Raw genomic sequence first — 15,194 nt, forward strand, 5'->3', positions numbered from 1 at the left:
GTCCGCCGGGCGTGCGGGCCGGTTCGCCGCGTCCGGCGGCCCGATGTGGTGTTCTTGTGCTCGCCCGGACGACGAGAGGACCCCTGCCGTGCAACGCCGTTCCCAGACCGCCGTGTTGGCCGCCGCTTCGCTGCTCCTGGCAGCGGGCTGCTCGAACGGTGGCGCGCAGCCCCCCGGCGGGGGTGGCTCCGCCACGGCGAAGAGCCCCGGTGCCTCGGCCGGTGCCGCCTCGCCGGGCGCCACCCCGTCACCCGCCGCGCCGCCCGCCAAGGGCTCGGTGAAGGTGACGAAGACGCTGGCCACCGGGCTGAAATCGCCGTGGGGCGTGGCGGTGCTGCCGGGCGGGGACCTGCTCGTCGGCTCGCGGGACACCGGCAAGATCGTCCGGATCGCCGCGGACAGCGGGAAGACCACCGAGCTGGGCTCGGTGCCGGGCGTGGCCCCGGGCGGCGAGGGCGGCCTGCTCGGCCTCGCGGTCTCCTCGGACTTCGGCACCGACCACCAGGTGTACGCGTACTTCACCACCGCGTCCGACAACCGCATCGCCCGCATGATCTACGACGACAAGCGCCCGCCGGGCGACCAGTTGGGCGCGCCCGACACCATCCTGCGGGGGATCCCCAAGGGCGAGATCCACAACGGCGGGCGGATCGCGTTCGGCCCGGACAAGATGCTCTACGCCGGCACCGGCGAGACCGGCGACACCGGGCTGGCGCAGGACAAGAGCTCGCTGGGCGGCAAGGTCCTGCGGATGACGCCGGACGGCGAGCCGGCGCACGGCAACCCCTCGGCCGATTCGGTGGTGTACGACTACGGCCACCGCAATGTGCAGGGACTGGCCTGGGATTCCGACCACCGGCTGTGGGCCTCGGAGTTCGGGCAGCACACCTGGGACGAGCTCAATCTCATCGAGCCGGGGAAGAACTACGGCTGGCCGGAGATCGAGGGCAAGGCCAAGTCCGGTCAGGGCGGCCCGGATTACGTCGATCCGGTCGAGGTGTGGAAGACCGACGACGCCTCGCCCAGCGGCATCGCGTACGCCAAGGGCTCCATCTGGATGGCGTCGCTGCGCGGTGAGCGGCTGTGGCGCATCCCGCTGAACGGGACGAAGCCGGTGGCCGCCCCGCAGGCGTTCCTCAAGGGCACCTACGGGCGGCTGCGGACGGTCGTGGCGGCCGGTGACGGCACGTTGTGGCTGGTCACCAGCAACACCGACGGCCGCGGCACGCCCCGTAAGGGAGATGACCGGATTCTCCGCCTCAAGGTGAGCTGATCCTTCTGGTCCCCTTTTCGTGTGTCCTGCCTAGACTCGGGTGGCAGGGGACGGGTGCGCGTCACGCCGAAGAGGGGGCAGGCACCGTGTTCAACATCGTGGAAGAACTGTTCGCGCCGGGCCGCAAGCACACCGACGAGGAGCGGCAGAAGATGTCGCTGGTCGTCGACGACATCGGTGACGGCGACCCGGGGAAGGGCCCGATAGACCTCTCCTCGGGGACCGTCGTCATCCGGGCGGGAGGGGCCGGCGGCCGCGCTACGTAAGGGGGCTGGCCGCGGCGCCGATCCGCGCCGCGGCGATGTCCCGGCTGCGGGCTGCGGCGACCGCACCGACCACCGGCATGGCGAGCAGGGCCACGAATATCGGCCCGTAGCCGCCGTCGGTCGCCTCGGCCATCACCACGACCTCTCCGGAGGACAGCGTGCCGCCGAGCGCGAAGCACACCAGCGCCCGCAGCGGCCCGGAGGCGACCAGACGGAGCGGGGCGTAGGCGAGTACGAGGCCGATGGCCGCGCCGATCAGGACGCCCACGGCAAGCGAACCCAGCACGGCGACCGCGGCCAGTGCCGGATCCTCCAGCGTGCTGTCACCCGGGTCGTAGAGGTACCACGTCACCATGGTGACCGCCCACAGCACCGCGCAGACGCCCGCCGGGATGGCCCCGGCCCGCAGCCCGAACCACAGCCCCCGCCGCAGCACGGCGCGTGACGTCCCCATACCGTCCCCGTATCCCGAACGCGCCGCCGCCTGCCGGCATCCGCACCCGGAGCATCCCAGCGGGTCACCGGGCCCGCGACGAGGGGCCGGGCAGGGCTGCCGGCCGGGTCAGGACGCCGCCGGTTCGCCGAACAGGCGCAGCCGGTGGGCCACCGCGCCGGCCTCGCCGCGGCCGGAGACGCCCAGTTTGGCGAGGATGTTGGAGACGTGGACGCTGGCTGTCTTGGGCGAGATGAACAGGGCGTCGGCTATCTGGCGGTTGCTGCGGCCGTCGGCGACCAGGCGCAGGACGTCGCGCTCGCGCGGGGTCAGCCCGAGGGAGGCGGCGGGGGTTTCGGCGTGCTGGGTCTCCCCGGTGGTGCCGCCGTCCCTGCCGGCGCCGGCGGCCGCTGCGCCCGCTGCGTCCGCGGTGGCCGGTATCAGTCCGGGCAGCGGGATGCGGGCGCGCTGGGCGAGCAGGGCGAGTTCCTCGGCGAGCGGGCGGGCGCCCATGGCCGTGGCGGCGGTGTGCGCCTGGCCGAGCAGCAGGACGGCGGCCTCGCGCGGGGTGCGGCCGTCCAGCCCGGCGGTGGCCCGCTCGGTGCCGTGCAGCAGTGACTCCGCCCAGCGGTAGCAGGCCCGGGCGAGCTCGTACGGGCGCTCCAGCGGCTTGAAGGCGGCGACCGCCGCCGCCCAGTGGTCCGGGGTCTCACGGCCCTCGGCGCGGCGGAGCTCGGCCTCGACGGCGACCGCGTACGCCTCCCATATCGGGCAGGCCCGGGCCAGCTTCTTGGCGGCGTCGCGGATGCGGGCGAGGACGGCGGCCCGGCCGGGCCCGGCGGCCGGCAGCCCGCGGGCGTCCGACTCGGCGGCGGTGGCCCACCACAGCAACGGCCAGGCGTAGCGCTGGATACCGGGCGGCAGTCCGGCGTCCAGGGTTTCCCCGAGGATGGTCCGGGCGTCCAGGATGCGGCCCTGGTGGGCGGCGATCCGCAGGGCGTGCTGGGCCAGCGGGATGGCGTGCTGCGGCTGGGGGTCGTGGGTGCCGTAGTGCTCGCGGGCGACGGCCAGTTCGCGCTCGGCGGCGTCGAAGTCGCCCATTCCGAGGGCGAGGTCCGTGCGGCGGTTGGCGGCCAGGGCGATCGAGCGGGCGCTCTGGGCGAGCCGGCGGGAGTCGGCCGCGGCCTGGAGCGCCTCCTCCCAGCGGCCCAGCGACTGGAGCGATTCGGCGCGGTTGGCCATCACCCAGCAGGTCTTGTCCTTGAGGCCGTAGCGGGTGGTGAGTTCGATGCCCTGCTCGGTGACCTCGACGGCCTCCCGGGAGCGGCCGACGCCCTCCAGGAAGGACGGGAGGTTGACATGGCCGCGGCCGATGGCGGTGAAGTAGCCGCGCTCGACGGCGCGGTCGAGGGCGGCCCGGAGGTCGGCGAGGCCCTCGTCGACCTCGCCGGAGTCGGTCCGCAGCCCGGCCAGGGTGAGCCGGGAGTTCAGCTCGGCCTCTTCGTCGCCGACCAACTGGGCGAGTTCCACGGCGCGTTCGGCGGTGGCGAAGGTGCCCGGGCCCGGTTCGTGCAGCACCGCCCAGCTGGCGACGGCGGCCGTCACCTCGGCGTGCACGGATGACGGCGGCAGGCCGCGCATCAGCTCCTGGGCCCTGCCGAGGTCCTCCCAGCCGTTGCCGCGGCCGGTGCCCTGGCAGAGCCGGGAGCGCTGCACCAGGAACCAGGCAGTGCGAAGGGGATCGTTCTCGTCGCGGAGGGAGCGCAGGGCGCGCTTGGTGATCGTGAAGGCGCGCTCGCTGTCGCCGGACAGCCGGGCGGCCACCGCGATCTCGGCGAGCAGGTCCAGGAAGCGGAGGGAATCGTCGTCGCAGCCACAGGCCGGGTACGCCTCGGTGTAGTCGACCGGGCGCACTCCCTGGCGGACCTCGGGCGGGGCGTCGTCCCACAGCTCCAGGGCCCGGTCCAGCAGCCGCAGTTGCTCGGCGTAGGCATGGCGGCGCCGGGCCTGCACGGAGGCGGCGAGGACGGCGGGCAGCGCCTTGGCCGCGTCATGGGCCTTGTACCAATAGCTGGCCAGCCGGGTCGCGCAGGCATCGGCGCGGACCAGGGAGGGGTTGGCCTCCAGCGCCTGGGCGTAGCGGCGGTTGAGGCGGGTGCGCTCGCCGGGCAGCAGGTCGTCGACGACGGCCTCGCGGACCAGGGCGTGCCGGAAGCGGTAGCCCGTGCCGTCGCCGGTGGGGACGAGGGTGTTGCTGCCGACGGCGGCCCGCAGCGCCTCGATGAGGTCGTCCTCGGGCATCTGGCAGACGGCGGAGAGGAGTTCGTGTTCGACCGTGGAGCCGCCCTCGGCGGCCGTACGGACCACCCGCTGGGTGTCCTCGGGCAGCGCCTCGACGCGCACCAGCAGCAGATCGCGCAGCGGGTCGCTGAGGCCGTGCAGACAGCCGTCGGCGAGGCTGCGGGCCAGCTCCTCGACGAAGAAGGCGTTGCCCTCGGAACGCCGGAAGACCCGGTCGAGGGTGCCCTCCTCCGGTGCGCTGCCGTTGATGCCGGCGAGCTGGGAGCGGACCTCCTCGCGGTTGAAGCGGTCCAGCTCGACCCGCCGGACCGTGCGCATCCGGTCGATCTCGGCGAGGAACGGGCGCAGCGGGTGGCGGCGGTGGATGTCGTCGGAGCGGTACGTCGCCACCAGCAGGACGCCGGCGTCGTGCAGGGCCCGCAGGAGGTAGGCGAGGAGTTCGCGGGTGGAGCGGTCGGCCCAGTGGAGGTCCTCGATGACGATGACGAGCGTGCGCTCCGCGGCGAGGCGCTCCAGGAGGCGGGCGGTCAGCTCGAAGAGCCGGGCCCGGCCGATCTCCTCCCCGTGATTCTCGCCGGGCGTTTCCCCCAATTCCGGCAGGATGCGGGAGAGTTCGCCCTCCTGACCGGCGACCGCGGCGGCGAGCTCGTCCCGCAGATGCCAGTTGAGGGTGCGCAGGATCGCGGAGAACGGCGCGAAGGGCAGCCCCTCCGAGCCGATCTCGATACAGCCGCCGAGCGCGACCAGCGCGCCCCGGGCCCGCGCTGCCTCGCCGAACTCCTCGATCAGCCGGGTCTTTCCGACCCCGGCCTCGCCCCCGATCAGCAGGGCCTGCGGCTCGCCGGACGCCGCGACGCGGGCGAGCGCGTCATCGAGCGCGGCGAGCTCGGGCGCTCGACCGACGAACACGGGACTGACGGACCTGGTCTCCACGCGCTTGAGCATCGCACAGGGGTCCGACATTCCGGCAGGGGGCTTGATACCGGGGGCTTCATCACGGGGTTTCGTCCACGGGGTTTCCTCCACGGCTTCCCTCCACCGCTTCCCTCCACGGCTTCCCTCGTGCGGGACCGGCCGGGCCCGGTCAGGCGGTGGCACGGCGTACCCGCCACCGCCGGGCCCGTCCGGTACTCACCCGCCCCTCGGGTTCGTCGCTGCCGGAGCGGGCGGCGGCCTGGCGCACGGCGCGCCGGCCGTCGATCGCCTCGCGCGCCAGACGCTGCCGGGCGGCCTCGCGGCGCAGCTCGTCCTGCCGGACCCGGAGCTCCAGTTCGAACTGGTACATCTCGTTCTCCCTTGTGGCGTGGGCGGGTTGACGCCCACCGGTGCGGGCTCGTCGACGCCCGGTGGTGCGGACTTGTCGACGTGCTGTGACGTGCTCAAGCCTCGCGTCCCAGGGGGTCCGCCACATCGGGAGAGTGCCCGATCTTCGGGTGCGGGGGTGCTTAGGAAATACGGGCGGCGCCCGGGAAAGGCCGTACGGGCGGCGCGCGCGGCACCGCCCGTACGTATCCCGGACACGAATGAGTTCCTACGGGGACCCCGATGAGGCCCCGCTGCCTTAGGCGCCGGGCCGGGTGCCCTTAGGGATGGTGGGCATGCTCCCGAACAGGTCGAGGTACATGCCCGCGGAGATCAGCAGCCCGAGCACGCCGAGGGCAAGCCCGCCCCAGGCGACGGCCCGCACCCAGGTGGCTCGCGGCCGGGTGAGAACCACCGCGGCGACCAGCGCCGCCAATACGGCGAAGACCCCGTTGACGAGGGCCGTGGTGTGCCAGGGCGTCCCGTACATGGCGGAGATCTGGTCGGTGGCCTTACCGGCCTGGAGGTTGATCTGCCCCATCAGCGTCTGCCGCTCGGCCATCAGCGTGCCGAGCCAGGTCCCGGTGACGGAGGCGAGCCCGAGCCCGGCGGCGACAACGGCACCGGCACCGGCGGCCACGCCGGCGGTGCCGGGCGGTGCGGGCGCGTCCTGGTCCAGCTCCTGACCCTGGTCAGCGCCCTCGATGTCCTCGGCGTCCTCGGGGACCGCCGCGGCATCCGTCTCCTTCTCCGTGGCGACGGCCTGCGCCGGCACGGTCTCATCGTCGGTCCGCTTCTCGGTGGTGGCGGTGCTGTCGGTCGTGTCGGTCGTCCTGGTCGTACCCATGGGCGCGACCGTAGGGGCCGTGTCTGAGAGTGAGATGAGAACGGCGGGGAGCGGGCTCGACCGGGGGCCCTGTGAGCGCTTTCTACGCCCCCACCAGCGGTCGCTCGCCGTCCCTGGGCCCGGGCGGCCCCGCCGTATCGGACCGCTCCGGCGCCCCGCCCACCTTCTCCGGCGGCGGTTCGATGCCGATCCGGGGCAGCCACCGCTCCAGCCAGGAGGGCAGCCACCAGTTCGCGCCGCCCAGCATGTGCATCAGCGCCGGGACCAGCAGCGTACGCAGCACGAACGCGTCCAGGGCGACCGCGGAGGCCAGCCCGATGCCGAACATCGCGATGGTGCGGTCGCCGCTCAGGATGAAGGCCGCGAAGACCGCGATCATGATGACCGCCGCCGAGTTGATCACCCGGCTGGTCTCGGCCAGGCCGACCCGCACCGCCCGGCGGTTGTCCCCGGTCAGCTGCCACTCCTCGTACATCCGCGACACCAGGAACACCTGGTAGTCCATGGACAGCCCGAAGAGCACCGACACCATGATCACCGGGAGGAACGGTTCGATCGGCCCGGCGCTGCCCAGCCCCAGCTGCTCGCTCCCCCAGCCCCACTGGAAGATCGCGACCACGACCCCGAACGAGGCGGCGACGGCCGCGACGTTCATCAGCGCCGCCTTGAGCGGCACCGCGAGCGACCGGAAGGCCAGCAGCAACAGCACCGACCCGAGCCCGATGACCACGCCGACGAACAGCGGCAGCTTGCCGACGATGACCGACGCGAAGTCGTCATAACTCGCGGTGACCCCGCCGACCGCCACCCGCATGGTGGTGCCGCGCTCGGCCTTCGGCAGGACGTCGGCGCGCAGCCTGGCGACCAGATCGGAAGTCTGCCGGGATTGCGGTGAACTGTCCGGGATGACGGTCAGCACCCCGGTGCTACGACCCCCGTCGAATTCCGGCCCACTGACCGTGGCCACCCCGGGGGTGGTCCGCAATTGGCGCGGCAGCTTGTCGAAGGCGATCCGGTCCTTGGCGCCGTCCAACGTGCCGACCAGCGTCAACGGCCCGTTCGCCCCGGGCCCGAAGCCGCCGCCCCGCCCGTCGCCGGGCCCGCCCCGCGCCATCAGGTCGTACGCCTTACGGGTCGTCGAGGTGGCCGGATCGTTGCCCTGGTCGGAGGTCCCGAGGTGGAGCCCGAACGTGGGCAGCGCGAGGGTGAGCATGACGGCGGCCGCGAGGACGCCCAGCAGCTTGGGGCGCCGCTCGACGAAGTCGGACCAGCGCGCGGCGATCCCGGCGCGCCGCTCCTCCCGCGGCCCGTCCGCGGCGAGCCTCCGCCGCTCCCGCAGCCCGAGCGCCCGCATCCCGATCAGGCCGAGCAGCGCCGGCAACAGGGTCACGGACGCGGCGACGGTCAGCACGACCGTGAGCGAAGCGGCCAGCGCCACCCCGTTGAGGAAGCTGAGACGCAGGATGAACATGCCCAGCAACGCGATACACACGGTCGCCCCGGCGAACACGACCGCCCGCCCGGACACCGCCACCGCCCGCTCGGCGGCCTCTTCGACACCGAGCCCCGCCCTCAGCCCCTTCCGATGCCTGGTCACGATGAACAACGCGTAATCGATCCCCACCCCGAGCCCGATCAGGCTCCCGAGCATCGGCGCGAAGTCGGCGACGGTCATGGCATGACTGAGCAGCGCGATCCCGGCCGAGGCGGTGCCGACGGCCGCGACCGCGGTGACGATCGGCAGCAAGGTCGCGGCCAGCGACCCGAACGCGAGGAACAGCACCACGGCCGCCGCCCCCAGCCCGATGACCTCCGGCAACTGCGCCCGCGGCGCCTCGGTCACCGCGATCCCGGCCCCACCCAACTCGACCTGCAGCCCGTCCCCACCAGCGGACCGCGCGACCTCGACGACCTTCCGGACCTGGGTCGCATCCAGCTCATCGGTCGGCCGCGCGAACTGGAGCGAGGCGTAGGCGGTCCGCCCGTCCTGACTGATCTGCCGCGCGTCGGAGGATTCGTGCGCTCCCCGGGCGGGCTTGGGGCCGTACGGACCGTGCACCTCGGCAACCCCGGGCAGCCCGTCAACCCTCTCCAGGGTCTGCCGCATGGTCTTCTCCACCGCACCGGCCCGCACCGTCCCGTGATCGGTATGCCACACGATGGTGTCGCTGTCCCCGGTCTCCCCCGGAAACGCCTTCTCCATCAACGCGGTCGCCCGCCCGGACTCGGTCCCCGGCACCTCGTAGTCAGTGGAGTACGCGGCCCCACTCACCCCCGCGGCCACACCCACGCCCACAAACACGGCAAGCCAAAGAACGATCACCACGATGCGGCGCCTGAGACACCACCGAGCAAGAGCGGTCACGACGTCGATCGCTTCCCGGGTTGTGCGTCGAGAACTCCCGGGTACGGGTGGTGCCGAGCGCTATGAACAGGGACATAGGGCCCCGCGCCTGTTTGGCACGCCGCCGGGGCCCCATCGGAGCAGGGTGACACCCGGAAAAGATCCTTTGACCTTTTTGTGGGGTTCCCCACAAAGGCGTGGGGTGGGGAACCCATGACCCGTCTGGAGAGAGCCAGGCGGGTCATCACCGATCAGGCCCTCAGCAATGTCACCAGCGCTTGAACGACCGTGCGCCCTGAGACCTTTCCCGGCACACGCATTTCATTGAGGAATGGAGTCAAATACCTCAATTCCTGCATTTTTCATCTCAGTCACGACAGCAGCGTACAAATCATTATCCTCGATGAGCAATACCCGCCGACTGGAACGGTTATAGATGACAGGCGCTATCGCTCTAGGCGTCTTGACGAGTACCCAATCCGCACGTTCCGTGGTCCAAAGGTAGTCGTACGATTTCATATCAGTGCTCATTTGGCAGATCTCCGTAGAATGGTCCACTTCCGTATGATATCGCCTTGCCTCCCCCAACTGGAATCACCTTCGAGATGCGCTGAGGCGAGCCCATGTCTTCGAGAAGCCCCATCAGGGCTTTATCTGCCGTGCTGGGACGCGGCGTCCCCCCGGGATGCGTGTGATAGATGAACATGCGGTCCGCCTCAAGAGGAATTTGAACGGACGCCTCCACACCCGAGTACAGGTGGTATTGTCCACCTCTACCACTTACCCCGGGACCATATTTGTAGGTCACGGCAAACTCAACACCGTGTTTCACGGAAAGATTCTCCATCTCTTGAATTGTCGGGCGCCGAGGGATCGCGATCCCCTCGCTTCCTGGCAGTCCTTCCCCAGGTCGCCCTCCATACAGAAGACGGTTCATTTCGCACGGTGACAGACCCAGGACATCTGCCCAAGTGTGCGGATTGTGGACATAGATGGTGGGGTTGGGGCCAGGCGTTAGACCGAGGGGATCCGCTGAGAGGTATCGAGCGTTGACGGCGTCGTATATTCGATGGAAGTTGTAGTGAAGTCCCGTTTCGACGTCGAAGTACTGGCCTGGGAACCTTAGGGGCATGTAGACCGCAGCATCGCGGTTCCAGGTGGTAGTTCCCCAGAGAGTGGTGCGAGCGCGCCAGGCGATGGAGCCGCACGTGTCAAAAAGTTCGGCGGGGCTGCCGACCAAGTCGGTGGCAATGACAAAGAAGCGCTGATCTATTTCCTGTTGAGGCGCGTCTATCAGGGCGATCATTTTACGTTCGGTCTGCGTGAGGGGGGCATGATCGCGGTGGTCCCAGGTAACGGATACAACTTCCTGACCGTGTGACGTGCGGGTGGCTTGTTCCGTGAGCGTGGGGCCGTCCCAGGTGAAATCTACTTGCTCGACGACTGTGATCGCGTTATTTGCGAGCCGTTGTTTGGCTATTCGACGTCCGGAGGGATCGTAGAGGTAACGCCACGTCGCGCCTTCCGGAGTGACCACGGATGTGAGGCGGTCTTCGGCATTCCAGGTGTAGCGCCAGGTGTCCGGCTTACGCGAGACGCGAGTTTTTTGGCGGAGGGTGACGCGACCCAGCTCATCGTGTTCATAACGGATGCGGCCGGCGTGGGTGATGTTGGTGCCCTCGTAGGTCCTTTCGCCTCGGGCTGAGGGGTTGGGGTGGCGGTCGGGCCAGGTGGCGTGGGTTTGGTTGCCGGCGGCGTCGTAGGCGTAGGTCTCGGTCCAGTCGGTGGCGTGGACGGCGGTGACGCGGCCGGCGCGGTCGAGGTCGAAGGTGCGGCGGCCGGTGTGGGAGTCGTCGATCGCGGTGAGGTGGCCGTCGGGGCGGTAGGTGTAGGAGCGGGAGAGGACCTGGTCTATCTCTGCGGCGGCGGTGTGGGGGGCTTGGGCGGTGCCGGTTCCGAGGGTGGTGAGGGACTGGGAGGTGAGGCGGCCGGTGGGGTCCCAGGTGTGGGAGAGGGTGAGGTTCTCGCCGATGGTGCGGGTGAGTTCTTGGCCGGCGGCGTCGTGGTCGAAGGTGAGGACGTGGCCGGCGATGTCCATGGCGGTGCGGTTGCCGGCGGCGTCGTAGGTGTAGGTGGTGGTGTGGCCGGTGGGGGTGGTGCGGCTGGTGCGGCGGCCCAGGGCGTCGTAGGTGAACGTCATGGTGCGGCCGTTGACTGTTTCGGCGGTGATGCGGCCGAGGATGTCGCGGGTGTAGGTGACTGTCGCGTCGGGGTTGGCGGCCTGGTGGAGGTTGCCGGAGGCGTCGTGGAGGTAGGTCGTCAGCAGACCCGCGGCGTCCTTGTGCGTGATGCGGCCGAGGGTGTCGCGGGTGTAGGTGGTGACCTCGCCGAGGGCGTTGGTGCGGGTGGTGAGCTGGCCGGCGGGGTCGTGGGTGTAGGTGAGGGTGCGGTCGTCGAAGTCCGTTTCGGAGGCGAGGCGACCGGCGGGGTCATACGCGTAATTCCAGGTCAGGCCCTGGGGATTGGTGACCTGCGTGAGGCGTAGTTCGGTGTCGTGGAGGAAGTTGTAGCGGACGCCGTCGGGGTCGGTGCGGGCCGTGAGGAGGTCGAAGTGGCCGTATTCGAAGTGGGTCGTCTGGCCGATGGCGTCGGTGTGGGAAGTGCGGTTGCCTTCGCCGTCGTAGGTCCATTCCTCGGTGGCGCCGGTGGGGTCTATCCGGGCCAGCAACTTTCCTTCGACGGACCACAACATGTGGGTGGTTTCGCCCAGCGGGTCCGTGATGGAGGTGGTGCGGCCGAAGGCGTCGCGGCGGTAGTGGGTCACCGCGCCGAGGGGGTCGGTGACGGAGAGCGGGAGGCCGGCAGCGTTGCAGTAGAGGTGGGTGGTGTTACCAAGGGCATCGGTAATGGAAGCCACGTGGCCGCGGGCGTCGTGGGTGTAGGTGGTCGTGGCGCCGGTGGGGTCCGTGGACGCTATTCGGTTGCCGGTGGCGTCGTAGGTGTGGGTCCAGGTGGCGCCGTCGGGACCGGTGATCGTCAGCGGATTGCCGTTGGCGTCGTACGTGGTGGTGGACGTGGAGCCGTCGGGGAGGGTGACGGTCACCGGGCGGCCGGCGGCGTCGTAGTCGATGGTGGTGGTGCGGCCCAGCGGGTCGGTGGTGGACAGGATTCGGTGCCCGGCATCCCGCACCGTCCGGGTGGTGGCGCCCGTCGGGTCGGTGGTGGCGACGATGTGGTGGTGCTCGTTGACCTGGTAAGTCGTGACCTGGCCGAGGGAGTTGCGGTGGTAATTGGTGCGCAGGCCGGTTTTCGGGTCGGGGTCGCCCCAGGTGAAGTCGCCGCGGAGGTGGCCTTCGATGCCGCCCTGGGTGATGCAGCGGTCCTGGTCGTCGTAGACGTAGTGGTAGCTGCTGCTGTTGGTGTCGGTCCAGGAGGTGATGCGGCCGGCGTCGTCGTAGGTGAAGCGGAGGGGGAGGTTGGAGGAGTTGGTGACGGTGGTGAGGTTGCCGAGTTCGTCGTAGCCGTAGGTGACCAGGAGTTGGTCGCTGCCGTCGGGGGCGGCGCCGGCCAGGTGGAGGGCGGTGATGCGGCGCTCCTCCGTGGTGAGGAGGAGGCGGTAGCCGGCGCTGTGGGTGATGGCGAGCGGTGTGCCGTCTTCGGTGTAGTCGAAGGTGTGGTGGTTGCCGTGGCGGTCGGCGATCTCGTCGAGGACGGCGAGGTGGTCGGTGTAGGTGGTGAAGTAGCGGCGTAGGCCCGTCACCGGGTCGGTCAGGACGTAGTCGCCGTCGGGGGTGAGTTCCAGGGGGGCGCCGTCGCCCTCTATCGGGCGGCTGGGGACGCCGACGGCCGGGTGCGGGTAGAGGAGGAAGTTGCCCTCTTCGCCGATGAGGATGACGCCCTCGGAGTCGATCTCCAGGCGCTGATCGACCGTGGACATCCAGGTCGGGCCGAACCAGCGGCCGGTGCGGTAGGACGACTCGAAGGTGCGGGTGAAGGTGAGGGGGAGGCTGCCGGGGAGGGTGATGTCCGTTTGCGGCAGGTGCATGCGGCCGGTGGCCATGTCGATGGGGTCGCTGCCGAAGATCTTGCAGGCGGCGATCCGGGCCCGGTCGCGAACGGTGATCTTGCCGCCGTTGCGGGCAGCATGCCGCGCCCAGCTCTCGGCGATGTCCTTGGCACCGGCCCGAGCCGCTCCCTTGGCCAGGCCGCCCCCGCCCTTCCCTCCCAGGATGTTCACCCACATGGAACCCCAAGCGTCGCCCGGATCGCTGCCCCAGCCCGACCCCAGCATCCCCTTGGCCGTCTCCACCGGGTGGAGCGGTGCCTGGGCCAGGCCCATGAGGGTCATGGCGGTGTTGTCGGCGAACTGGAAGGGGTGCGTGACGTTGTACGGGTCCAGCGGATTGATCTTGCGGCCCAGCTTGAGGGTGTCGGCACCGGCCTTCAGGGCACCGCCGGCTATGTGCAGGTGCTCGAGGACGACCGCCTGGCTGCCGTCCTTGAGGGCAGCGCCCGCGAGTTGGGTGAGGGCGGGCTTCTCGGGCGCGTGCGCCAAGGCGGCCTTGATGGCGTTGCGGGCGTGTTCGGCGGCCTCGTTGCGCTGGCTGCGGGCCTCCTTGAGCAGGTCCTGGGCCGCCTCGCGGCCCTCGGCGCCCGGGTCGACCTCGACGGTCGGCTCCTGCGGCATGGGACCGGGGTCCTGGCCCTGCTCGACGGCGGCGTTGTAGGCGTCGGCCTGGGAGTTGTACCTGTCGACCTTCGCCTTGTACGCCTCGAAGGAACGGCGGGTGGCTTCCTGGGCGTTGTGGTACTTCTCGATCGCCTCGGCGGCCTTGTGCTGGGCCCAGATCACCGTCTCCACGTACGACGTCAGTGCCTTGGAGGCGTCGTCGCAAGCGTCGGCGGCGTGCATCCACTGCTTGGGATGCATGTCGAAGGCCTCGCGGAAGGCATCGGCCGCCTTGCCGCTCCAGTGCTGGCCCGAACCCAGCTTGCGCATGCCGTTCGCCACCCGGTCGAACGCGGCGGAGAAGTCCTTGAGGTGGGACGCGGTCTCGGCGATCTTGCCCGGGTCGCCGTGGATGAGTTCCTTGGGATCCTCGGTCTCGCCGAGCTCGCGTTCGTCGACGTGTGCCCCGAGGGCGCCGGCCACCTTCGCGCCGCCACTACGGACCGCATGCGCCGCGCCGTCCAGGCCGACCGTCTCCAGCGCGTCACCGGTCAGCTCAGCGCCCTTCTCGACCACCTCCCCCGCCCCGCGCTCAATGGCACCCGTGATCTTGCTCGCGCCCTCGCCGACCGCGTCGATGGCATCACCGAAGATGCTCACTTGCCGTTCCCCCCGTGTCCCTGCTGGCCCTGCGGCTTCTCCGCCTCGTGGAAGTCCGTCGTGACCTCCACGTCCTCCCCGCCGTACTTGATGCGGTCCGGGACCGACTGCGCGTCCTGAAGCAACCGGTCGCCCGCTTCCAGCATCTGTTCGCGCGAGTCCCGCGACGCCTTGGAGTTCGGGTCGAAGTCGGCGTTGGCCACCTGGGAGATCGGGTTGTCCCCGATGACCTTGTCCCAGGACCTCTTGTGCAGCTGCTCCGCGGTCAGGTTCGGATCGCCCATCGCGGCGTTCACGGTCTGCTTCAGGGCGTCCGAGAAGTACTGCTCCTGCTCGTAGTAAAGACCAGCCGTGATACCCAGCTTCTTGGAGAATTCGTTGGCGTCCTGCATCAGGGTGCGTACGCCCCAGCCCCAGCGGTCGCAGAAGGAGTCCAGGGCCGCAGCCAGGCCGTCATCGCCGCATTCCATGTTGTCCAGGGACAATCGGTCGAAACCGCGGCCCAGTTGGGCCTCCACGTCGAAGCCGAGTTCTTTGAGCTCGGCTGTTGCGGCCCTGATGCCCTTGGTGAGTTGCTCGAATGCCTCGGGCTCCAGCTGATAGCCATCTCCGCTCATCAGGCCCATTTACGCTCCCCCTCGCGCGAAACGTCCGATATACCGTCAGATATGCCGTCAGGTATGTCGCTATCCGATGTGGCCGGGATATCGATGGCTGCCTGGTCGGGCACGATTCCGGCCACCGGCGGGAAGAGCGCACCCTGCTCGCTGCCCGCGTCCAGGGCCACCCCCGTAGGGCCCTCGATGGCGGGAATCAGCACGTCAAGGACGCGAGCGCCGGACACGGTCAGGTACCGCCACTCCGTGCCGGGCTCCGTGCCGCGACCCAGCGCGAAGCGGCACAGCGCCTCCTCGTCGGTGAAGGCGTACAGCCAGCGGATGCCGTCCAACTCAGTGGAGAGAAGCGTGTCATTGACCGTCGGAATCAAGACATGCGTGCGCCGGAATTCGCCCACGAGCGCGGCCGGATCTGGTTGACCGGCATGAATCGCTGCCACCTCATCGATCAAAGACATAACGGACCGAGCCCCTCCCCCGAT

The 15,194-nt window shown here is 70.1% G+C and carries 11 protein-coding genes; 2 read left to right on the forward strand and 9 right to left on the reverse strand.

Going from position 1 to position 15,194, the window contains the following annotated elements:
* Positions 1-88 precede the first annotated feature (88 nt).
* On the forward strand, positions 89-1,273 hold the full coding sequence (locus V2J85_RS18870) for a PQQ-dependent sugar dehydrogenase (RefSeq protein ID WP_330822257.1): 1,185 nt from the start codon (positions 89-91) through the stop codon (positions 1,271-1,273).
* Positions 1,274-1,359: 86 nt separating this feature from the next.
* Positions 1,360-1,539, forward strand: a complete 180-nt coding sequence (locus V2J85_RS18875; RefSeq protein WP_261955520.1) for a DUF6191 domain-containing protein — start codon at positions 1,360-1,362, stop codon at positions 1,537-1,539.
* On the opposite strand, the gene V2J85_RS18880 is transcribed toward V2J85_RS18875, so the two are convergent.
* The 9 genes from V2J85_RS18880 to V2J85_RS18920 all read right to left on the reverse strand — a co-directional run bounded on the left by V2J85_RS18880 (position 1,532) and on the right by V2J85_RS18920 (position 15,170).
* Positions 1,532-1,993 carry a hypothetical protein gene (locus tag V2J85_RS18880; RefSeq protein WP_330822258.1) on the reverse strand — a complete coding sequence of 154 codons (462 nt, stop codon included), beginning with the start codon at positions 1,991-1,993 and terminating at the stop codon, positions 1,532-1,534. The genes V2J85_RS18875 and V2J85_RS18880 overlap by 8 nt on opposite strands.
* A 108-nt stretch (positions 1,994-2,101) precedes the next feature.
* On the reverse strand, positions 2,102-5,218 hold the full coding sequence (locus V2J85_RS18885; protein WP_261957417.1) for a helix-turn-helix transcriptional regulator: 3,117 nt from the start codon (positions 5,216-5,218) through the stop codon (positions 2,102-2,104).
* Positions 5,219-5,357: 139 nt separating this feature from the next.
* Positions 5,358-5,558: a hypothetical protein gene (locus V2J85_RS18890; RefSeq protein ID WP_261955522.1), complete on the reverse strand. Its 201-nt coding sequence runs from the start codon at positions 5,556-5,558 to the stop codon at positions 5,358-5,360.
* Between the two features lie 276 nt (positions 5,559-5,834).
* Positions 5,835-6,422 (reverse strand): hypothetical protein, encoded by a 588-nt coding sequence (locus V2J85_RS18895; protein ID WP_330822259.1) that lies wholly within the window; start codon positions 6,420-6,422, stop codon positions 5,835-5,837.
* A gap of 82 nt (positions 6,423-6,504) precedes the next feature.
* Positions 6,505-8,787 (reverse strand): MMPL family transporter, encoded by a 2,283-nt coding sequence (locus tag V2J85_RS18900; protein ID WP_330822260.1) that lies wholly within the window; start codon positions 8,785-8,787, stop codon positions 6,505-6,507.
* A 300-nt stretch (positions 8,788-9,087) separates the two neighbouring features.
* Positions 9,088-9,297, reverse strand: coding sequence for a hypothetical protein (locus V2J85_RS18905; protein WP_330822261.1), 210 nt, complete (start codon positions 9,295-9,297; stop codon positions 9,088-9,090).
* Positions 9,287-14,095, reverse strand: coding sequence for a putative T7SS-secreted protein (locus tag V2J85_RS18910; protein WP_330822262.1), 4,809 nt, complete (start codon positions 14,093-14,095; stop codon positions 9,287-9,289). Before V2J85_RS18910 ends, V2J85_RS18905 begins: the two co-directional genes overlap by 11 nt.
* Entirely contained in the window at positions 14,092-14,721 is a 630-nt protein-coding gene (locus V2J85_RS18915; protein ID WP_330822263.1) for a hypothetical protein, read from the reverse strand. Before V2J85_RS18915 ends, V2J85_RS18910 begins: the two co-directional genes overlap by 4 nt.
* Positions 14,712-15,170, reverse strand: a complete 459-nt coding sequence (locus tag V2J85_RS18920) for an SseB family protein (protein WP_330822264.1) — start codon at positions 15,168-15,170, stop codon at positions 14,712-14,714. The genes V2J85_RS18915 and V2J85_RS18920 overlap by 10 nt, the downstream gene beginning before the upstream one ends.
* Positions 15,171-15,194 lie beyond the last annotated feature (24 nt).

Source organism: Streptomyces bugieae, from assembly GCF_036352915.1.
Classification (GTDB): domain Bacteria; phylum Actinomycetota; class Actinomycetes; order Streptomycetales; family Streptomycetaceae; genus Streptomyces; species Streptomyces endophytica.